The organism is Bacillus sp. JJ634 (assembly GCF_036962285.1).
In the GTDB taxonomy this organism is placed as follows: domain Bacteria; phylum Bacillota; class Bacilli; order Bacillales; family DSM-1321; genus Peribacillus; species Peribacillus asahii_A.
Window position 1 is genome coordinate 159,739 of the sequence record NZ_JBALMU010000024.1, and the last position, 21,954, is coordinate 181,692.

Genomic DNA, 21,954 nt, shown 5'->3' on the forward strand with positions numbered 1-21,954 from the left:
CATGACTCAACAACAATGGATGTCTCTATTAGGTTTGGCCAATCGAGCGCGTAAACTAATTTCTGGTGAGGAATTAGTCGTCAAAGAGGTTAGAAGCGGAAAAGCAAAGCTTGTCCTTTTGGCAAGTGATGCTTCTAAAAATACAGAAAAAAAAATATCTGATAAGTGCGCATATTATCAGGTTCCTTTAAAAAGAGTCGAGAACAGGTCTTTGCTTGGTCAAGCGATTGGCAAAGAAGCGAGAGTTGTCGTCGCGGTACTGGATGAAGGTTTTGCACAAAAACTCCGAACGCTGCTCGATTAAATTTTACGGGGGTGAACGTATGACTAAATTGCGTGTACATGAATATGCAAAGCAAAAAAATGTTTCAAGCAAGGATATTATTGAAAAACTTAAAGAAATGAATATAGAGGTAACAAATCATATGACAGCATTAGACGATTCTACTGTACAAAAATTAAATGAATCATTACAACCAAAACAAGAACAAGAAGTACCAAAAACAAGCTCAACTGTTGAACAGTATGAAGCAGAAGCTGATGCGAAAAGCACAGTGAATAAAGAAAAAGTAAAGAAAAAACCTGTTGCTGGTCCTGGAGCGAAAAAACCAGGTCAAGGGCAGTTTAGTAAAGGGAAAAACAACCGAAACAAAAATAAACAAAGACCTCAACAGACGCAGCAAGCACCAGCTCCAAAGCGTAAGGAAAAAGAGCTTCCAGCTAAGATTACGTTTTATGAGTCATTGACGGTACAGGAGCTTGCGAAAAAACTTCATCGCGAACCATCTGAACTTATCAAAAAATTGTTTATGCTTGGCGTTATGGCAACAATTAACCAAACATTGGATAAAGATGCAATCGAATTAATTGCAGCGGAATACGGTGTTGAAGTAGAAGAAGAAATTCGTGTGGATTTAACAGATCTTGAGTCACTAGTAACAGAGGATGAGGAAGCAGATTTACAAGAGCGTCCAGCGGTTGTTACAATCATGGGACATGTTGACCACGGTAAAACAACATTGCTTGATTCGATTCGTAAAACAAAAGTAACAGAAGGCGAAGCGGGTGGAATCACGCAGCATATCGGTGCTTATCAAGTTAACGTAAACGATAAGAAAATTACGTTCCTTGATACACCTGGTCACGCAGCTTTTACAACGATGCGTGCACGTGGTGCTCAAGTTACGGATATTACAATTATTGTTGTAGCAGCAGATGATGGCGTTATGCCGCAAACGGTTGAAGCGATTAGCCATGCGAAAGCAGCGGAAGTGCCAATTATCGTGGCTGTGAACAAAATGGATAAACCAGCTGCAAATCCTGACCGTGTTATGCAAGAATTAACCGAGCACGGTTTAGTGCCTGAAGATTGGGGCGGCGATACGATTTTCGTACCAATTTCTGCGAAACAAGGCGATGGAATCGACAGTTTACTTGAAATGATTCTGTTAGTAAGTGAAGTAGAAGAATATAAAGCAAATCCAACTCGCAGAGCAAACGGAACAGTTATCGAGGCGCAACTTGATAAAGGGCGTGGATCTGTAGCGACTCTTCTTGTTCAAAATGGAACATTAAAAATCGGAGATCCAATCGTTGTCGGGAACACATTTGGTCGTGTTCGTGCGATGGTAAACGATCTTGGTCGACGTGTAAAAGAAGCAGGTCCATCAACACCTGTTGAAATTACAGGGTTAAACGAAGTACCGCAAGCTGGTGATCGTTTTATCGTCTTTGAAGACGAAAAAACAGCTCGTCAAGTTGGGGAAACTCGTGCGCAAAGACAGCTTGTTTCACAACGTAATGAAGGATCTCGCGTAACGCTAGACACATTATTTGAACAAATGAAACAAGGCGACATTAAGGAATTAAATATTATTTTGAAAGCAGACGTACAAGGTTCTGCAGAAGCATTAGCAGCATCTCTTCAAAAAATTGAAGTAGAGGGCGCAAAAGTGAAAATCATTCACTCTGGTGTTGGAGCAATTACGGAATCTGATATTATTTTAGCGACAGCTTCAAATGCTATCGTAATTGGTTTTAACGTACGTCCGGATGTAAATGCAAAACGTGCAGCAGAATCAGAAAATGTAGATGTTCGTCTGCACCGTATTATTTATAAAGTAATCGAAGAAATCGAATCAGCGATGAAAGGGATGCTTGATCCTGAATTTGAAGAAAAAATTATCGGTCAAGCTGAAGTACGTACGACATTTAAAGTATCGAAAATCGGTACAATTGCTGGTTCATACGTTATTGAAGGGAAAATTACTCGTGATAGCGGTGTCCGCTTAATTCGTGAAGGTGTTGTAGTCTTCGAAGGCGAAATTGATGCGTTAAAACGTTTTAAAGATGACGTGAAAGAAGTCGCAACAAACTACGAATGTGGGATTACGATTAAAAACTATAATGACATTAAAGAAGGCGACATTATTGAAGCCTATGTAATGGAAGAGATTGAACGTAAATGATCGTTGGTGCAGTCCTTTGTGAATGCATAATTTACGACGCCCATTCTTTGAAAGAAAAGCGAGCCGTGCTTCAACGTGTAATGTCACGGCTGAAACAAAAATATAATATTTCCGTTTCAGAAACGGATTATCAAGATTTATGGCAACGAACGAAGCTGGCAATTGTTACCGTATCGTCTTCTAGAAAGGCGACGGAACGAGAATTGCAAAATGCGCTTCACTTTCTTGATTCATTTCCTGAAATCGAGCGCACAATAACAGATATAGAATGGCTTTAAGCTAGCGAGGTGAATAGAATGAGTCTTCGTTCAAATCGTATCGGTGAACAAATGAAGAAAGAGCTAAGTGATATTATCGGTCGCAAATTGAAAGACCCAAGAGTTGGTTTTGTCACAGTGACTGATGTAGCTGTTACAGGCGATCTTCAACAAGCAACGGTGTATATTTCCGTGTTAGGTGATGCAAAGCAAAGGGAAGATACGCTTAAAGGCTTGGAAAAAGCAAAAGGATTTATGCGTTCCGAAGTAGGTCAAAGAATTCGTTTACGCAAAACACCGGAGTTGTTCTTTGAATTCGATGAATCCATTGATTATGGAAATCGAATTGAAACATTGATTTCACAAATCAATGCCGAGAATAAACCCGCTGTAAGGGATGAGGAATAATCAAGTGTTGAAATCGAGGCCGACTCATGCATGATGGAGTCGGCCTTTTTTTAATAACAGTGTTACTGAAAAACAATAACAAAATGGTTCAACATAGATTACGGAAAAAAGAGGTGACAGAAAAGATGGATGGGATTTTGCCATTGTTCAAGCCAAAAGGGCTGACTTCTCATGATTGTGTATTTAAACTAAGAAAAATTTTGAAAACGAAGAAGGTTGGGCATACCGGAACACTCGACCCAGATGTAACAGGAGTACTCCCAATTTGTATTGGTCGTGCGACGAAGGTGGCTGAATACTTAACGGAAGCGGGCAAGGCCTATGAAGGAGAAGTTACGTTAGGCTTTTCAACAACAACTGAAGATGCGAGCGGAGACCGAGTTACTGAAAAAACAGTGACGGAAACTTTTACTCGCGAGCAAATTTTGGAGGTGTTACAATCTTTAACCGGAGTGATTCAACAAACGCCGCCAATGTTTTCTGCTGTAAAAGTAAACGGCAAAAAACTTTATGAATATGCGCGCGCTGGTATTGAAGTAGAACGTCCAACAAGAAATGTAACGATTTATGAGTTGGAGCTCTTAGACGATCGAAAAGAATTTATCGGTGAGACAATTTCTTTTCGTTTCCGAGTAAGGTGCTCTAAAGGGACGTATATTCGTACACTTGCTGTCATGATTGGCGAGAGATTAGGGTATCCGGCCCATATGTCGGATTTAATCAGAATTGAGTCAGCAGGCTTTACACTTGAAGAGTGCAAGACGTTAGAGCAAATTCAAGAATTGATGGAATTGGGGCAATCAGCTGCGTTTTTACGACCACTTGAACAAGGTTTGTTTCATTTGCCGAAATTTCAGATTAATGATAAAGTATCAAAGAAAGTATTAAATGGAGCTGTGTTAGCTCAGCCAGAAGAATTAGCTATAGAAAAGGGTGAACCTTTTGTCATGATGGATCAAAATGGAAGGGCACTAGCTATTTATCAGGTTCATCCAACAAAAGAAAACCTCATTAAACCTATTAAAGTTTTGGCACTAGAATTATAGACCGTTCTGCCGTTGGAAAGAGGAGATTGAAAGGTGAAAGTGATTGCGATAACGCACCCTCATCAGTTTACCCAGGATCATTTTCCTGAGCTTGTGATGGCACTCGGATTTTTTGATGGGGTACATAAAGGTCATCAAATTGTGATTAAGAATGCAAAAGAAATAGCGGACAGCACACACCGTAAATCGGCGGTGATGACATTCGATCCTCATCCGTCCGCGGTGTTAGGAACCACAACCGATACAATTCGTTATATTACGCCTTTAGAGGATAAAATAGCGATTATTGAATCGTTAGGGATTGATTATTTATTTATTGTTCATTTTAGTAAAGAATTTGCCGCTGTGTCGCCTGAACAGTTTGTTGATCAATATTTAGTTGGTTTACATGTTGAGCATGTAGTGGCAGGATTTGATTATTCTTATGGTCATTTTGGTAAAGGCAATATGGAAACATTGCCTCTTTATGCGAAAGGCCGTTTTACTCAAACAGTTGTTGAAAAACAAACGCTTGAAGATGAGAAAGTAAGTTCATCAAGAATTCGCAAAACGTTAGCTGAAGGAAATTTTACAGAATTCTATCATCTTGTTCGTCGTCATTATGTAACAAAAGGTTATGTTATTCATGGTGAAAAGCGCGGTCGTAAGCTTGGGTTTCCAACAGCTAATATTGAAGTAAGCGATGTGTATATATTCCCAGCTACAGGCGTATATGCAGTGCGAATTCAAATTGAAGGCAAGTGGTATAAAGGTGTTTGTAATGTAGGCTATAAACCAACTTTTCATGACCAACAGCCAAAGTTTCCATCTGTTGAGGTGCATGTGCTGGGCTTTGACCGAAACATTTATGGGTCTGCAGTGGTTGTAGAATGGCATAAGAGATTGCGCAGTGAGCAAAAGTTTTCAGGGCTTGAAGAATTGGTAAGCCAAATTGAAATTGATAAACAACAGGCTGAAAAATATTTTCAAAGTGTGAATAATTAAATTTCCTGACTTGCATTTCAGTTGAAAAAGCGGTATTCTATTAAATGTATGAAAAATAACCATTGCTTGGCTAGGCGAAACTCCGACGCTAGACTAGGTAATTGGTGATTCTACAGAATTTAGGAGGAAAAAAACATGGCTATTACACAAGAACGTAAAAACGAACTAATCGCTGAGTTCAGAACTCACGACACTGACACTGGATCTCCAGAGGTTCAAATCGCAGTACTTACAGAGGAAATCAACAACTTGAATGACCACTTACGTACTCACAAGAAAGATCACCACTCACGTCGCGGTCTTTTAAAAATGGTAGGTAGACGTCGTAACCTTTTAACTTACCTTCGTAATAAAGACGTTACTCGTTACCGTACTCTAATTAACAAATTAGGTTTACGTCGATAATTGTTTGTAAGAAAGCGGGAAATTTCCCGCTTTTTTGGTGTAAATCAATCGGAATAATCGGTATGATTTCAGACGTCTATTTTGATTTTTTTCAATTTATACATATATTACTTGCAATGTTTTTAATATTTCGTTGATTTTGCTGTTAATGCTTGTTTTTTTCGTGCATAATAGGAATAGTTTGGTTCTAATATGATTTATGAAATTTTAACATATATGATGTATTTTATACAGGTTTGGTAGGTGTACTAGACCTCTAAGTGAAGAGTTAGAGAGGGGTTTAATTTAAGATGGGACAGGAAAAACATACGTATTCATTTGACTGGGCCGGTCGCAATTTAACGGTTGAAATCGGTCAGTTAGCTAAACAAGCAAACGGAGCTGTTTTAGTCCGTTATGGCGATACAGCAGTATTAAGTACAGTAACTGCTTCTAAAGAGCCAAAAAATGTCGACTTTTTTCCGTTGACTGTAAACTATGAAGAGAAATTGTATGCTGTTGGGAAAATTCCCGGTGGCTTTATTAAACGTGAAGGACGTCCAAGTGAGAGAGCGATTTTAGCTAGCCGCCTTATTGACCGTCCAATCCGTCCGATGTTTCCAGATGGATTCCGTAATGATGTTCAATGTATCAGTATGGTTATGAGTGTGGAGCAAGATTGTTCTTCAGAAATGGCTGCGATGTTCGGTTCATCACTTGCACTTTCAGTATCAGACATTCCGTTTAACGGTCCTATTGCTGGTGTTGTTGTTGGCCGCATTGATGGACAATTCGTTGTGAATCCAACCGTTGCTCAAATGGAACAAAGCGATATCGATTTAACGGTAGCAGGTAATAAAGATGCGATTAACATGGTGGAAGCTGGTGCTAAAGAAGTACCAGAAGAAACAATGTTAGAAGCGATTATGTTTGGTCATGAGGAAATTAAGAAATTAATTGCCTTCCAAGAAAAAATTGCTGCTGAAATTGGTAAAGAAAAAATGGAAGTAACGCTGTATCAAGTGAATGAGGAGCTTGAAGCAGAAATAAAAACAATGTGCTTAGCGGATTTAAATAAAGCTGTTCAAGTACAAGAAAAGCATGCTCGTGAAGATGCAATTACTGAAGTGAAAAATCATGTTCTTGCGCAGTATGAAGAGCAAGAAGCAGATGAAGAGAAAGTGAAGAAAGTAAAAGAAATTTTAAATAAATTAGTAAAAGCAGAAGTACGTCGTTTAATTACAGAAGAAAAAGTGCGTCCTGACGGCCGTAACCCAGATGAGATTCGACCACTTTCTTCAGAAGTTGGCTTATTAGCGCGAACACATGGATCCGGTCTCTTTACGCGCGGACAAACTCAAGCGCTTTCTATTTGTACATTAGGTGCGCTTGGAGATGTGCAAATTTTAGATGGTCTTGGGACAGAAGAATCAAAACGTTTTATGCATCATTATAACTTCCCTCATTTCAGCGTAGGGGAAACAGGACCAATTCGTGCTCCTGGTCGTCGTGAAATCGGTCACGGTGCACTTGGTGAACGAGCACTTGAGCCAATTATCCCAAGTGAAAAAGATTTCCCATACACAGTTCGTCTTGTATCAGAAGTACTTGAATCCAATGGTTCAACGTCACAAGCAAGTATTTGTGCAAGTACGTTAGCGATGATGGATGCAGGTGTGCCAATTAAAGCACCGGTAGCTGGTATCGCTATGGGTCTTGTTAAATCTGGTGAGTACTATACGATTTTAACAGACATTCAAGGGATGGAAGATCATCTAGGAGACATGGACTTTAAAGTAGCAGGAACAGCGAAGGGTGTTACCGCACTTCAAATGGATATTAAAATTGATGGTTTATCTCGTGAGATTTTAGAAGAAGCCTTGCAGCAAGCAAAACGAGGCCGCATGCATATTCTTGATTCAATGCTAGCAACACTGAGTGAACCGCGCGTTGAGCTTTCACGCTATGCACCAAAAATCTTAACAATGTCTATTAATCCAGATAAAATTCGCGATGTCATTGGACCAAGCGGAAAACAAATCAATAAAATTATCGAAGAAACAGGCGTGAAGATTGATATTGAGCAAGATGGTACAGTATTCATTTCCTCTACAGAGCAAGAAATGAATTCAAAAGCGAAGAAAATTATTGAAGATATTGTTCGTGAAGTTGCTGTCGGTGAACAATACCTAGGAAAAGTAAAGCGTATTGAGAAATTTGGTGCGTTTGTTGAAATCTTTAATGGAAAAGATGGTTTAGTTCACATTTCAGAGCTTGCTGAAGAACGAGTAGGCAAAGTAGAAGATGTCGTGAAAATTGGCGATGAAATTTTAGTGAAAGTTACTGAAATTGATAAGCAAGGCCGCGTAAATCTTTCTCGAAAAGCGGTTTTAAAAGAGCAAAAAGAAGCGGCGAATCCAGCTCAATCTTAAGCGAGAACGAAGGCATGTGGTTTCGATTGGAACGCACATGCCTTTTTTCCGTCTATGGCTATATTAATCAACAATGACATTTAACAACACTCTGTGTATAAAGGATGTTTACTTCAAGAGTAATTTCCCTGCTTTCTTAGCAGACGGATTAAGGCATCTACGCTTTTCGGTATTGTCTAGCTTTGATGCCTAGCTCGCTGTGAAAAAGATGATTGCCCTCGCATAGGCAAAGAGCGCCTTCCGTGTCACTCCCTATTTTCTTCACGAGCTGACCAAGGCATCTAACGCTTTTCGGTATACCTTGTCTTCTTTTTTCATACATTTTTGTATGAAGGGGGCAAAAAAATGAATAATAAGTGGAAGCAGATAGTTGCGATAAGTGCCATTGCAGGTATATCATGGTTATTAGTGCAAAATCCATATACAAATGATTATTTTACTCGATTAACAGATAAGTCGATTGCAACGAGTATGCAGGAAGATGAGCTTTTGTTTGCGATTAAATCGTCGGTTAAAAAGTATGAGATTGAGCCACAAGATGCACGAATCGATTCGGTGTGGAAAGCTGTACCAGGATATAATGGGGTGAAAATTGATGTACGAGCATCCTATGAAGCCATGAAGAAAAAGGGAAGCTTTGATGAACGTAAACTTGTTTATAGACAAGTAGCCCCAAAGAAGCATTTACATGAACTTAAGCCATCACCGCTTTATAGAGCTCATCCAGATAAACCGGTTGTTTCATTTTTAATTAATGTAGCTTGGGGAAATGAATATTTACAGGATATGCTTTCTGTTTTAAAAGAGCATCATGTCAAGGCTACTTTCTTTTTAGAAGGAAGATGGACAAAAAACAATCCTGAACTCGCGAAGATGATCAAAGAGGGTGGACATGAAATAGGAAATCATTCGTATACACATCCCAATATGCAAACTCTATCTACCCAAGCAACGCGTGAAGAGCTTCGAAAAACGAGTGAAGTGATTGAAGCTGTGACAGGAGTGCGAAGTACATGGTTTGCGCCACCAAGTGGAAGCTTTCGCGATGAAACGGTTAGCCTCGCGGCAGATTTAGGCATGGGAACAGTTATGTGGAGCGTCGATACGATTGATTGGCAGAAGCCTAGCCCGGAAGTCCTGCAGCAAAGGGTGTTATCTAAGGTTCATCCTGGTGCCTTTATTTTAATGCATCCAACAGAGTCAACAGCGAAATCATTGGAAACATTAATTGTGAATATTCAAAAGAAAGATTTACATGTTGTGACTGTTTCAGAAGCGGTCGATGAAAAACGAATCCTTCCTTATAAATAAGTGATTCGTATGGGCAGCATAGATTAGGAGGAATGTTTGTTGATAAAGAAATATACTTGTCAAAATGGTGTAAGAATTATTGTAGAGCAAATACCAACAGTTCGTTCAGCGGCCATTGGTGTTTGGGTGAAAACAGGCTCCCGTAATGAAACAAAGGAACTGAATGGAATTTCGCATTTTCTTGAGCATATGTTTTTTAAAGGAACAACGACGAGAAGTGCACGTGAAATTGCCGAATCATTTGACAGCATCGGCGGGCAAGTGAATGCATTTACGTCTAAAGAATATACATGCTACTATGCTAAGGTACTTGATAATCATGCAAGCCATGCTCTTGAAGTACTTTCTGACATGTTCTTTAACTCTACATTTGATTCTGAAGAGTTAGAGAAAGAGAAAAATGTTGTGTACGAAGAAATTAAAATGTATGAAGATGCACCAGATGATATTGTACATGATCTATTAAGTCAAGCGGTATATGAAAAGCATTCATTAGGCTTTCCAATTCTAGGTACGGAAGAAACGCTTTCTACTTTTACAAGTGAAACGCTTAAACAATATGTGCATGATATGTATACACCCAATAAAGTTGTAATTTCTATTGCGGGGAATGTAGATGAAACGTTTATTAAGGAAGTAGAGAGCTATTTTGGTTCTTTTGAACGAGGACAAGAGCATTCAGCAATCGTGAAGCCGCATTTTCATCAAAATCAATTGATTCGTAAAAAAGAAACAGAACAAGCGCATTTATGTCTCGGGTTTAACGGGTTGAAAATTGGTGATGAAGATATGTATAACCTGACTATTTTAAATAATATTCTGGGCGGCAGCATGAGCAGCCGTTTATTCCAAGACGTACGTGAAGAGCGCGGTTTAGCTTATTCTGTTTACTCTTACCACTCTAGCTATCAAGATAGCGGAATTGTGACGATTTATGGCGGTACAGGAGCGAATCAGTTAGATAGTTTGTATGAAACGATTCAACAAACGCTCGCTACATTAAAACGCGATGGAATTACAGATAAAGAATTAAACAATAGTAAAGAACAGTTAAAGGGAAGCTTAATGTTAAGTTTAGAGAGCACGAACAGTCGAATGAGCCGCAATGGTAAAAATGAATTGATGTTAGGAAAACATCGTTCGTTAGATGATATTATTGTTAAAATTGATGAAGTAACAAAAGAACGTGTCTTTGAACTAGCTAACAGTATTTTTACAGAGCATTCGCTATCTTTAGTAAGTCCATTAGAAAATTGGAAAAATTAATCCTACTCTGCCTTTCTTCCATAGAAAGGCAGTTTTTTTAGGAAGACTATGTTATTTAACAGGACCTGTAGGGAAGAAAAGCGCTTCTAATGATTGGATAAGCAGGATATATATGAATATACGCGTCAAAAAGGGGGAGTAGCATGAGGTTAAGTGAGTTAGGCGGAAAAGAAATTGTTGATGTGAATCGGGCTGAACGATTAGGCGTTCTTGGACAAACGGATTTAGAATTTGATGAAAGTGGACAAATAACGGCTTTGATTATCCCTTCCGTTAAATGGTTTGGGCTGATGAAAAGCGGACAGGAGATTCGCGTTCCATGGTCTGATATTAAAAAGGTTGGAGCGGATATGGTTATTATTGATTTTCAAGAAAATATGCCTGAGCATTAGTTATGATGAAAAACCGCGTAAAATCGCGGTTTTTTTGCTGTTTAGGAAGGAGCCTATTTTACTTTTCGAAAATCATTCACCGTTTTAGGCAGAGGTACATAAGATGGGAGAGTATTAAACGTATTATTGATAAATAACTCAGCCGGGTAGCTCGCTAGTTGGCAAGTTTTGAACAAAAGAAGGTGACGGTTGAATGCTCACAGGTATGCAGATTGCTGTGATTGGTGGGGATGCGCGTCAGCTTGAAGTTGTACGAAAACTGACAGAGCTTGATGCAAAGTTATTATTGGTAGGATTTGAACAGCTAGATCACGCATTCACAGGTGCAGTAAAAGAAAAAATGGAAGATGTAAATTTTGGAGAAATAGATTCAGTCATTCTACCAGTACGTGGAACAGATGGAGACGGAAAAGTAGAGACGATTTTTTCTAACGAAGACGTGGTTTTAACGGAAGCAATCATAAAAAGGACCCCCCCGCATTGCACAATTTATACAGGGATTAGTAACGCTTATTTAGATAGAATTTTGCAGGCAGCCAATCGTAAACAAGTATCTTTATTTGAAAGAGATGATGTAGCAATCTATAATTCCATTCCCACAGTTGAAGGTACAATTATGATGGCGATTCAGCATACGGATTTTACGATTCATGGGTCTTCCGTTGCAGTACTTGGTCTTGGGCGTGTTGGTATGAGCGTAGCGAGAGCCTTTCAGGCACTTGGGGCTAAAGTGATGGTTGGTGCGAGAAAAAGTGAGGATCTTGCGAGAATTACAGAAATGGCATTAAAGCCGTTTCAATTAAGCAATCTTGCTGAGGAAATAAAAACAGCGGATATCGTCATTAATACGATCCCATTCCCTATTCTTACAGCTAACGTTCTTGCGAATATGCCTGTGCATACGTTAATTATTGATCTTGCCTCTAAGCCAGGAGGAACTGATTTTCGTTTTGCGGAAAAACGAGGTATAAAAGCATTGCTCGCCCCTAGCTTACCAGGTATTGTTGCACCGAAAACGGCAGGACAAATATTGGCAAATGCACTTGGTCAATTAATTCAAGAAGATTTGAAAGAACGAAAGGGGAAGAAATAGATGAGTCTCCAAGGAAAGAGAATCGGTTTCGGTTTAACTGGTTCGCATTGTACCTATGATAGTGTTTTTCCGGAAATAGAAAAATTAGTCAATGAGGGAGTGGAAGTGATTCCGATTGTTACATCGACTGTGAAACAGACGGAAACTCGCTTCGGCCGTGGAGAAGATTGGGTGGAAAGAATAGAAAAATTGACGGGACATCATGTTGTTGATACAATCGTCAAAGCGGAGCCGCTAGGGCCAAAATTGCCACTCGATTGTATGGTGATTGCTCCGCTTACCGGGAATTCGATGAGTAAGCTTGCTAATGCTTTAACCGATTCACCGGTATTAATGGCAGCGAAAGCAACAATGCGCAATCATCGTCCAGTTGTCGTTGGAATTTCAACGAACGATGCGTTAGGTTTAAATGGGGTTAATTTAATGAGGTTGATGGCGGCTAAAGATTTGTATTTTGTTCCATATGGTCAAGATGATCCATACAAGAAGCCTAATTCGATGGTCGCTCGAATGAGTATGATTCGAGATACAATTATTGCTGCCCTAAAGGGGGAGCAACTGCAGCCTGTGATTGTCGAAAAATTTAAAGACTTAACGTAAAAAAATCACCCCTCTTGACAGAATATTTTGTAAAAGTTTGTTTCTTTGGAATGTTCATATGTTAAAATAGATGATATTCTAAAATAGAAGTAATTAAAAAACTAACAATCATTTTTAATGGATTTGAAAAGGGGTATTAATAAATGACTGAGACACAAGGATTGCATATTGCGGTTGTAGGAGCAACTGGAGCTGTAGGTCAGCAAATGATTTCAACATTAGAAAAAAGAAACTTGCCGATTAAGAAGATTATTTTCTTATCATCAGCTCGTTCTGCTGGTGCAAAACTATCATTTAAGGGCGAGGAAGTCATCGTTCAAGAAGCGAAACCAGAAAGTTTTGAAGGTATCGATATCGCTTTATTTAGCGCGGGCGGTAGCGTGTCTAAGGAACTTGCTCCAGAAGCTGTTAAACGCGGTGCAATTGTCGTTGACAACACGAGTGCTTTTCGAATGGATGAGAATGTGCCACTAGTCGTACCTGAAGTTAATGAAGAAGACTTAAAGAAACATAATGGGATTATTGCGAATCCGAACTGTTCGACAATTCAAATGGTCGTAGCGCTTGAGCCAATTCGTCAAGCATATGGCTTATCTAAAGTTCTTGTATCGACATATCAAGCAGTGTCTGGTGCAGGTGCAGCTGCGATTGCGGAAATGAAAGATCAAGCTCGCGATTTGTTAGATAATAAAGAAATCGAACCGAAAATTTTACCGGTTGGTGGAGATAAAAAGCATTATCAAATTGCTTTCAACGTTATTCCACAAATTGATAAATTCCAAGATAATGGCTTTACATTTGAAGAAATGAAAATGATCAATGAAACGAAGAAAATTATGCATATGCCAGAGTTAGCTGTAGCGGCTACATGCGTACGTCTTCCAGTTGAAACAGGTCATTCTGAATCTGTTTATATTGAAGTAGATCAAGCCGGTGTAACGGTTGACCAAATTAAGGATTTATTGAGTTCAGCACCAGGTGTTGTATTAGAAGATAACCCAAGTGAACAAATTTACCCAATGCCAGCAGCTGCTGTAGGTAAAAATGACGTCTTTGTTGGTCGTATCCGCAAAGATTTGGATGAAGATAAGGGCTTCCATTTATGGGTTGTTTCCGATAACCTATTAAAGGGTGCCGCTTGGAACTCTGTTCAAATTGCTGAAAGTCTTTTAAAATTAGGTCTAGTAACAGTTAAATAATAGGTACTCGATGTTATAAGAGTTTTAGTCAGCTTTCCGATTAGGAAAGCTGGCTTATATTTGAGGTGTGTAGATATGAAAATCATCGTACAGAAATTCGGTGGAACTTCTGTTCGGAACGAAGAAAGTCGATTACAAGCGAAGCGTCACATTGAGCAATCGCTACAAGCAGGCTACAAAGTGGTTGTTGTAGTATCTGCAATGGGAAGAAAAGGCGAACCGTATGCTACGGATACTTTGTTATCACTTGTCAATGGTATAAATAGTTCTCTGTCAAAGAGAGAGCAAGATTTACTTATGTCAGTAGGGGAAACGATTTCATCTGTCGTTTTTACCAATATGCTATTAGAAAGTGGAATTAAAGCAATTGCTTATACGGGGGCTCAGGCAGGCTTTATAACAAATAATGACCACTCTAATGCGAAGATTATAGAGATGAAATGTGAGAGGCTGTTGAAAGAGCTAGAGTTCAATGATGTTGTCGTTGTTGCTGGTTTTCAAGGTGCAGCTAAAAATGGAGATATAACAACAATTGGCCGCGGTGGAAGTGATACGTCAGCAGCAGCGCTTGGTGCGGCCTTACAAGCCGATTTCGTTGATATTTTTACTGATGTTGAAGGAATTATGACAGCAGATCCTCGTATTGCAGAAAGTGCCCGTCCGTTATCGGTCGTATCGTATACAGAAGTATGCAATATGGCGTATCAAGGTGCTAAAGTTATTCATCCACGTGCAGTGGAAATTGCTATGCAGGCCAAGGTACCGATCCGTATTCGTTCCACATATAGCGAGGGACTTGGAACGCTTGTGACAAGTGTAAACAAAGGAAACGAGGGAAGCGATATTCGCGAGAGACTTGTTACAGGAATTGCTCATGTTGCGAAGATTAGCCAAATTAAAGTTCAAGCCAAAAAGGATCAATACAATCTGCAGGCCGAAGTTTTTAAGGCAATGGCAAATGCGTCAATTTCTGTTGATTTTATTAACATCTCACCAAACGGTGTCGTTTATACAATTACAGAAGATACAACAAATCATGCTGTTTCTATTTTAAAAGAATTAGGGTATGAGCCAATTGTGGAAAGAAATTGTGCTAAAGTATCAGTTGTTGGTGCTGGGATTAATGGTGTACCGGGAGTCGCTGCGAAAATTGTTACAGCCTTATCTAGTAAAGAGATTGGAATTCTTCAATCAGCAGATAGCCACACAACAATCTGGGTATTGGTTAAAGAAGAGGATTTAGTTGAAGCGGTTAACGCTCTCCATGATGCATTTCAATTGCATCTAGATGGAATTGAATCAATATAAGATAAAAGTGTGGATAAACGGAGAGGTGTTAGTAGATGGTATTTGGTAAAGTAGTAACAGCAATGGTCACCCCTTTTGATATTAAAGGAAATGTTGATTTTCAAAAAACAACTACGTTGGTTAATTACTTACTTAATAATGGCACAGATGCACTCGTTCTTTCAGGTACTACAGGTGAGTCGCCAACGCTTTCTTCTGAAGAGAAAATTGCTTTGTTACGTCATGTTGTAAAAGTCGCTGATAAGCGTGTACCAATTATTATAGGAACAGGGAGCAATAATACGTATGCATCGATTGAACTGACCAAAAAAGCAGAACAAAATGGTGCAGATGCGATTATGCTTGTAGCACCCTACTATAATAAAACAAATCAAGAAGGGCTATATCAGCATTTTAAAGCAATTGCCGAGAGTACAAAACTTCCAGTGATGCTATATAATATTCCGGGAAGAGCGGCTATCAATATTGCTCCGGAAACAATTATTCGTTTATCAGAAATTCCGAACATTGTAGCTGTTAAAGAAGCGAGCGGTGATTTAAATGCTATGACGCAAATTATTGCGGAAACAGCTGAGGATTTTGTGTTGTACAGTGGAGATGACGGATTAACATTGCCGGTTCTTTCAATTGGGGGAGTAGGAGTTGTTTCCGTTGCCTCTCATGTAATTGGTAAGGAGATGCAGCAAATGGTTGATGCTTTCCTAACAGGTAATCTACAAGAGGCAGCAAAGCTACATCAAAAGCTTCTTCCGATTATTAAAGGCTTATTCTCTGCACCTAGCCCAGCTCCGGTTAAAACAGCTTTACAGCTGGTAGGAATAGATGTTGGTTCAGTCCGTCTTCCAATTGTTCCTTTAACAGAACAAGAACGAAGTGTATTGGCGAATCTTTTAGGTAAATAAGTGTATCTTCTATTCTTAGTATGTAATAAGCGAGCTAATTACGCTATTCTGAAAACAAGTCAATCTATAGATTGGCTTGTTTTTTATTTATGGTTATGTTAAATGATATTGTTGATTCAGGCAGTTATATCACATAATCATTTTGAAAAATTTTTTTAAAAAGGTGAATAATTCCTTTCCTGAATATAGAATAACGATTATACTTGAACATATGTGTTTATTCAAAGGTATTATTAGATTCTCGTATCTATAAGTTTGTTTCCTACATAATAGAAGATTTAATAAAGAATCATAATCGTTAAAATAAAGTGAAACTTCTGGAGAGATTGCCATCTCTTGTCTCCGATTCTTTTGATCTGATTTATTTTTTAGGCTCTACAATGAAATAGCTGTGGATAACTATTATTTCATTCATTTATGTGTCTAATATTTTGTATGGCTGTTTGTGAATGAATATTGTTGATTTATCCGATTTAAAAAAATATTTTTTTAGTAAGGGATTTTACTGTCCAGGTATGCGGGCTGCATAAGACATAGCACAAGCTTTGACAAAGGAATATGTTTGAGAAAATGATATGTGTTGTTAAGCTTTTTGGACATCAGGTATAATGGAAGGTAATAGATTTATGAACGGTGCAACGCTAAGGAGGTACTCTGTTGGGTAAAGATTATAAAGGAATTAAAATCATTTCTCTTGGTGGACAAGGGGAATTAGGTAAAAATATGTACGTAATTGAAGTAAATGAGGACTTATATATTCTAGATGCAGGATTAATGCTGCCTGAAGGTGAAATGCTTGGGATTGATGCAGTTATTCCAGATATCTCTTATTTACAAGAGAACAAAGAAAGGATTCAAGGTATATTTATTAGCCATGGTCATGAAGATCATATTGGGGCTCTTTCGTATGTATTAAAATACATACGTGTTCCCGTTTATGGAACGAAACTGACGCTTGCGTTAGTTAAATTGAAGCTGAAGGAAGATGGATTTAACGGTAGAGCAGAGTTGATAGAAATTGATTCTGATTCGGTGCTAAGTTTCCCAGAAACAGCGATTTCGTTTTTCCGTACAAATCATAGTATTCCTGATTCGCTTGGTATTGTCGTTCATACTCGTGAAGGGGCCATCGTGTATACAGGGGACTTTAAGTTTGATCAAGCTGCAAAGGGCTTTTATCAACCGGAAATCGGCAAAATGGCCAGCCTGGGTGAAGAAGGTGTCTTATGTTTATTATCTGATAGTACGGGTGCAGAGAAACCTGGTTATACGACATCAGAAGCAATTGTAGCAAGAGATATGACAGAAGCGTTTCTCACAGCAGAAGGCAGAATTATTGCGGCTTGCTTCGCTTCTAATATTAATCGTATTCAACATGTGCTTAATGCAGCTGCTGCAAGCGGGCGAAAAGTAGCGCTTGTTGGAAAAAGCCTACAAAAGGTATACGACATTGCTTTGAACCTTGGGTATTTACAAGTGGATGAAGAAATGATTATTTCTGTCAATGATGTTCAAAATTTTGAAGAGCGTGAAGTTGTTATACTTGTGACAGGTCATCAAGGAGAACCGATTACAGCTATACAAAAAATGGCGAAGCAAACACATAAGCAAGTCATGATTAAAGAAGGAGATACTGTGTTAATCGCAGCTTCCCCGCTTAAAGGCGGAGAACTTATTTTGGCGAAAACGATTGATTTACTATATCGTGTTGGTGCGCGTGTCGTATCCAATCGCTATCAAGTGCATGTCACAGGTCACGGTGCTCAAGAAGAGTTAAAAATGATGATTAACTTCATGCAGCCAAAATATCTCATTCCGGTTCACGGTGAGTTTCGTCACTTATATGCCCATGAGAAAATTGGTCGTGCAGCAGGTATGGAAGCAGAGCAGATCATGATTGCCGAGAAAGGTGATGTCATAGAAGTAACAGCTGATAAGATTCGTCTATCTGGCAAGGTTTCAGCAGGGAATATTTTAATTGATGGAAGCGGCGTTGGGGATGTCGGTAATATCGTGCTGCGTGATCGTCGCTTATTATCACAAGATGGAATCTTAATTGTCGTTGTTACGCTCAATCGTCAAGACAAAAGTATCGCAGCAGGTCCGGAGATTATTTCTAGAGGATTTGTTTATGTACGAGAATCGGAGAAACTAATGGAAGAAGCAACGGCTATTGTACGTGATATTGTTCAAAAAAATGGAGTACGCCAGCCTTTCGATTGGTCCACGCTTAAGCAGGAAATGCGTGATTCTTTAAATCAATATCTTTATGAAAAAACGAAAAGACGTCCGATGATTTTACCAATTATTATGGAAATTTAATTTATGCTCCCCTTGACTTGTAGTTAAGGGGAGTTTTGTGTGTTAAAAGATGACGAAATAAATGGATATTTTAAGAACTGCGCACCTCTTTTTGAATGAAGTTTTACTTCTGAGACATACTACATGTATACGTTTTTTGAAGAAAGGGGTAGGGAAAAGTGGATAATCCATCGTTACCGAATGAAGGAGAAGAACGTGAGGAAGGGAAGAACTCGACCTTAATGGAAAAAATCCAGCAGTTAGGCACAACAAATGTGCCTCAAATGTCGCAGGATTCCAAAATTCATTGTTTAACCATTATTGGACAAATCGAAGGGCATATGCAACTGCCTCCTCAAAATAAAACAACCAAATATGAGCATGTCATTCCACAAATTGTGGCTATTGAACAAAATCCGAATATTGAAGGTTTACTTGTCATTTTAAATACAGTAGGCGGAGATGTAGAGGCAGGATTAGCGATTGCCGAGATGCTTGCATCATTATCTAAGCCAACCGTCTCGATTGTGTTAGGCGGCGGGCATTCTATTGGTGTTCCGATTGCTGTATCGTGTGACTACTCGTATATTGCGGAAACGGCTACGATGACGATTCATCCGATTCGCTTAACGGGGCTTGTTATTGGTGTACCACAAACCTTTGAATATTTGGACAAAATGCAAGAGCGTGTCATTAATTTTGTTACGAAGCATTCAAAAGTGACAGAAGAGAGCTTTAAAGAATTAATGTTTGCCAAAGGAAATTTAACGCGGGATATTGGGACAAATGTTATCGGTAATGAAGCTGTAAATATTGGGATGATTAATGAGGTCGGCGGTGTTGGTCAAGCGATGAAAAAACTAAGCGAATTGATTAGCGCAAACAAGCATGAATCAGGTGGAGAGGAAGGGCTCTTACAATGACGCTTTATACGATTATGCCTCATGAGCATGTTCATCCCCATCAGCATGAGGCATTGACTGCCTATTTTGAAATCATGTACAATGGCATTCCCGTGATGGTGGAGCATGATGGAGGAACAATGCTTCGAATTGATCGAATTTTAAGTACAGATCCTGCTCATTTTTTACAAGAAAGTGTTCAACCAGGTCAGTCTATCCCTCTTTTTGAAATGCTAAACAATTAGAAATAATGACCAACAAAGCGAAATTATGATATACTAAAAGTAAACAAGAAACTGAGCAGCCAAGTTGGCTGCTCTATTTTTTCAAGGAGCTATCTGTTAGGAAAAATAGGTGATATTATGGCAAAGAAAAAAACCAGAAATAAGAAGACGACAGAAAAATTAAAAACAACGATGAAATATGAATTGATTGGTTTGATTATACTTGGTCTCTCTGCGATTGCAATTGCTAAGCTTGGAGCAGTAGGCCACGCTATCGTATCATTTGTTCGTTTTTTCATGGGTGAGTGGTATATCCTATTGCTGATTGGAAGTATTATTATTGGGTTTTATTTGATGATTAAGCGAGAAATTCCTTATTTTTTCAAGCGGCAACTTGTTGGTTTATACTTTATTATTGCAAGTATTTTGCTATTAAGTCATGTGACATTATTTCAATTATTGGCAGAAGGCGGGCCATTTAAAAAGCCAAGTGTTATTTTGAATACCTGGGAGTTATTTTGGATGGAAGTGTCAAAGGCATCGAGTACAGAGGAACTTGGCGGTGGTATGATTGGTGCTTTATTATTTGCGACTTCCTATTTTCTTTTTGATGCTGCAGGTTCTAAAATTATTTCCTTTATCTTTATCGTAATTGGAATGATTTTGCTAACGGGAAAAACTTTAGGAGATACACTCGGGACTTTTTTTACGGCCGTTACAAGTTTTTTAGTGAAACAATGGAAGGCTTTTACTGAGGATTTAAAAGCGTGGGGAAATGAAAGAAAAGAAAAGAAAAAGAAGACACCACCAAAACAGAAGAAGGAAAAAGAGGTGGAACCTGAAGTAGAGTCACCGTTAGTTGTCGAGTCTGTACAACCAGTTGAACCGATTATTTCAAGCTTTACAGATACAGCATACGAACGAGAAGAGGCCATTTCAGTGGAGATAGCACAGAGAACCGAGCAGGTTGAAGAAGAAGCGGAGCCGGATGATGATGTTCCACCTATAAACTTTACTGAAGTAGAGAATAAAGAATATGTATTACCACCGCTTTCTTTATTGAAGCAACCGAAAAAGACGGATCAAAGTGGTGAGTATCAATTAATTCATGAAAATGCAGCAAAGCTAGAGCGCACATTTGATAGTTTCGGTGTGAAAGCTCGGGTAACACAAGTGTATTTAGGACCGGCTGTAACGAAATATGAGGTACATCCAGATGTCGGTGTAAAAGTAAGCAAAATTGTAAGTTTATCGGATGATTTGGCGCTTGCATTAGCAGCCAAAGATATTCGAATTGAAGCGCCTATTCCAGGAAAGTCGGCGATTGGGATTGAAGTGCCTAATTCAGAAATTGCAATGGTTTCGCTTCGCGAAGTATTAGAAGCGAAGGAAGTTGATAAACCTGACTCTAAGCTGCAAATTGGGTTAGGACGTAATATTTCCGGGGAAGCTGTGAAAGCAGAATTAAATAAAATGCCGCATTTGCTTGTGGCTGGAGCAACAGGAAGCGGAAAATCGGTTTGTATTAACGGAATTATTACGAGCATTTTGATGCGTGCTAAACCACATGAAGTAAAAATGATGATGATTGACCCGAAAATGGTGGAGCTAAACGTTTATAATGGCATTCCGCATTTATTAGCACCTGTTGTGACGAATCCAAAAAAAGCCGCGCAGGCATTGCAAAAAGTCGTGAGTGAAATGGAACGGCGTTATGAGCTATTTTCGCATACAGGAACGCGTAATATTGAAGGTTATAATGACTATGTTAATCGCTATAATATCGAGGAAGAAGACAAGCAGCCGCTGCTTCCATTTATCGTCGTCATTGTCGATGAGCTTGCAGACTTAATGATGGTAGCATCTAATGATGTCGAGGATGCGATCACACGTCTCGCTCAAATGGCTCGTGCAGCGGGGATTCATTTAATTATTGCGACACAGCGCCCTTCTGTAGATGTCATAACGGGTGTTATTAAAGCCAATATTCCATCGCGTATTGCTTTTAGTGTATCTTCAGCAACCGACTCGCGTACGATTTTAGATATGGGAGGGGCAGAAAAGCTATTAGGTCGCGGTGATATGCTCTTTTTACCAGTGGGGGCATCAAAGCCCGTTCGTGTTCAAGGGGCGTTCCTTTCTGATCAAGAGGTGGAAGATACGGTTAACTACGTAATTGCTCAGCAAAAAGCGCAATATAACGAAGAAATGATTCCAGATGATCTCCCTGAACGGAGTGTTGGCGACGTTGCGGATGATTTATATGACGAAGCAGTTTCTTTAATTATAGAAATGCAAACAGCCTCTGTATCGATGTTACAGCGCCGTTTTCGCATTGGTTATACACGGGCAGCACGCCTTATTGATGAGATGGAAGCGAGAGGAATTGTCGGTCCATATGAAGGCAGTAAACCTCGAGCTGTTCTTATTGGCAAAGATGATCATGAAGCACACTCCTCATAAAACGAAAAGACCGG

At 39.2% G+C, this 21,954-nt stretch carries 20 protein-coding genes; all 20 read left to right on the top strand.

Features of this window, described 5'->3' with window-relative positions; translation table 11 throughout:
* Position 1 precedes the first annotated feature (1 nt).
* The 20 genes from V7068_RS04870 (at position 2) to V7068_RS04965 (ending at position 21,940) form a co-directional block, all read left to right on the top strand.
* Positions 2 to 304 (top strand): YlxQ family RNA-binding protein, encoded by a 303-nt coding sequence (locus V7068_RS04870; RefSeq protein ID WP_127759819.1) that lies wholly within the window; start codon positions 2 to 4, stop codon positions 302 to 304.
* A gap of 19 nt (positions 305 to 323) precedes the next feature.
* Complete coding sequence (gene infB, locus V7068_RS04875) at positions 324 to 2,468, top strand: translation initiation factor IF-2 (RefSeq protein WP_499711334.1); 2,145 nt, start codon at positions 324 to 326, stop codon at positions 2,466 to 2,468.
* Positions 2,465 to 2,746 carry a DUF503 domain-containing protein gene (locus V7068_RS04880; RefSeq protein ID WP_119116523.1) on the top strand — a complete coding sequence of 94 codons (282 nt, stop codon included), beginning with the start codon at positions 2,465 to 2,467 and terminating at the stop codon, positions 2,744 to 2,746. Before infB ends, V7068_RS04880 begins: the two co-directional genes overlap by 4 nt.
* A gap of 18 nt (positions 2,747 to 2,764) precedes the next feature.
* The gene (gene rbfA / locus V7068_RS04885) at positions 2,765 to 3,133 is read left to right on the top strand and encodes a 30S ribosome-binding factor RbfA (protein ID WP_127759821.1); all 369 of its coding nucleotides are present in this window, start codon (positions 2,765 to 2,767) and stop codon (positions 3,131 to 3,133) included.
* A 125-nt stretch (positions 3,134 to 3,258) separates the two neighbouring features.
* Positions 3,259 to 4,179, top strand: a complete 921-nt coding sequence (truB, locus tag V7068_RS04890; RefSeq protein WP_127762491.1) for a tRNA pseudouridine(55) synthase TruB — start codon at positions 3,259 to 3,261, stop codon at positions 4,177 to 4,179.
* 33 nt (positions 4,180 to 4,212) lie between these two features.
* Positions 4,213 to 5,163, top strand: coding sequence for a bifunctional riboflavin kinase/FAD synthetase (gene ribF / locus V7068_RS04895; protein WP_499711336.1), 951 nt, complete (start codon positions 4,213 to 4,215; stop codon positions 5,161 to 5,163).
* 135 nt (positions 5,164 to 5,298) lie between these two features.
* On the top strand, positions 5,299 to 5,568 hold the full coding sequence (rpsO, locus tag V7068_RS04900; protein ID WP_119116519.1) for a 30S ribosomal protein S15: 270 nt from the start codon (positions 5,299 to 5,301) through the stop codon (positions 5,566 to 5,568).
* A gap of 290 nt (positions 5,569 to 5,858) precedes the next feature.
* On the top strand, positions 5,859 to 7,979 hold the full coding sequence (pnp, locus tag V7068_RS04905) for a polyribonucleotide nucleotidyltransferase (protein WP_403150337.1): 2,121 nt from the start codon (positions 5,859 to 5,861) through the stop codon (positions 7,977 to 7,979).
* A gap of 345 nt (positions 7,980 to 8,324) precedes the next feature.
* Positions 8,325 to 9,290 carry a polysaccharide deacetylase family protein gene (locus V7068_RS04910; protein ID WP_499711337.1) on the top strand — a complete coding sequence of 322 codons (966 nt, stop codon included), beginning with the start codon at positions 8,325 to 8,327 and terminating at the stop codon, positions 9,288 to 9,290.
* Between the two features lie 39 nt (positions 9,291 to 9,329).
* The gene (locus V7068_RS04915; RefSeq protein ID WP_127759825.1) at positions 9,330 to 10,556 is read left to right on the top strand and encodes a M16 family metallopeptidase; all 1,227 of its coding nucleotides are present in this window, start codon (positions 9,330 to 9,332) and stop codon (positions 10,554 to 10,556) included.
* Positions 10,557 to 10,699: 143 nt separating this feature from the next.
* Positions 10,700 to 10,948: a YlmC/YmxH family sporulation protein gene (locus V7068_RS04920; protein ID WP_119116515.1), complete on the top strand. Its 249-nt coding sequence runs from the start codon at positions 10,700 to 10,702 to the stop codon at positions 10,946 to 10,948.
* 193 nt (positions 10,949 to 11,141) lie between these two features.
* Positions 11,142 to 12,041, top strand: a complete 900-nt coding sequence (gene dpaA / locus V7068_RS04925; RefSeq protein ID WP_499711338.1) for a dipicolinic acid synthetase subunit A — start codon at positions 11,142 to 11,144, stop codon at positions 12,039 to 12,041.
* Positions 12,042 to 12,641, top strand: a complete 600-nt coding sequence (locus tag V7068_RS04930; RefSeq protein ID WP_252290114.1) for a dipicolinate synthase subunit B — start codon at positions 12,042 to 12,044, stop codon at positions 12,639 to 12,641. It abuts the gene before it with no gap.
* Positions 12,642 to 12,784: 143 nt separating this feature from the next.
* On the top strand, positions 12,785 to 13,840 hold the full coding sequence (gene asd, locus V7068_RS04935) for an aspartate-semialdehyde dehydrogenase (RefSeq protein ID WP_252283288.1): 1,056 nt from the start codon (positions 12,785 to 12,787) through the stop codon (positions 13,838 to 13,840).
* Between the two features lie 75 nt (positions 13,841 to 13,915).
* Positions 13,916 to 15,148, top strand: coding sequence for an aspartate kinase (dapG, locus tag V7068_RS04940; protein WP_375348425.1), 1,233 nt, complete (start codon positions 13,916 to 13,918; stop codon positions 15,146 to 15,148).
* Positions 15,149 to 15,183: 35 nt separating this feature from the next.
* Positions 15,184 to 16,050 (top strand): 4-hydroxy-tetrahydrodipicolinate synthase, encoded by an 867-nt coding sequence (dapA, locus tag V7068_RS04945; protein WP_499711341.1) that lies wholly within the window; start codon positions 15,184 to 15,186, stop codon positions 16,048 to 16,050.
* Between the two features lie 654 nt (positions 16,051 to 16,704).
* The gene (locus V7068_RS04950; RefSeq protein ID WP_499711363.1) at positions 16,705 to 18,372 is read left to right on the top strand and encodes a ribonuclease J; all 1,668 of its coding nucleotides are present in this window, start codon (positions 16,705 to 16,707) and stop codon (positions 18,370 to 18,372) included.
* A 221-nt stretch (positions 18,373 to 18,593) separates the two neighbouring features.
* A complete protein-coding gene (locus tag V7068_RS04955; protein WP_499711364.1) occupies positions 18,594 to 19,274 on the top strand; it encodes a ClpP family protease in 681 nt (226 codons plus the stop codon).
* A complete protein-coding gene (locus tag V7068_RS04960; protein ID WP_127759830.1) occupies positions 19,271 to 19,498 on the top strand; it encodes a YlzJ-like family protein in 228 nt (75 codons plus the stop codon). The genes V7068_RS04955 and V7068_RS04960 overlap by 4 nt, the downstream gene beginning before the upstream one ends.
* Before the next feature lie 117 nt (positions 19,499 to 19,615).
* Positions 19,616 to 21,940 (top strand): DNA translocase FtsK, encoded by a 2,325-nt coding sequence (locus V7068_RS04965; RefSeq protein WP_499711342.1) that lies wholly within the window; start codon positions 19,616 to 19,618, stop codon positions 21,938 to 21,940.
* Positions 21,941 to 21,954: the final 14 nt, after the last annotated feature.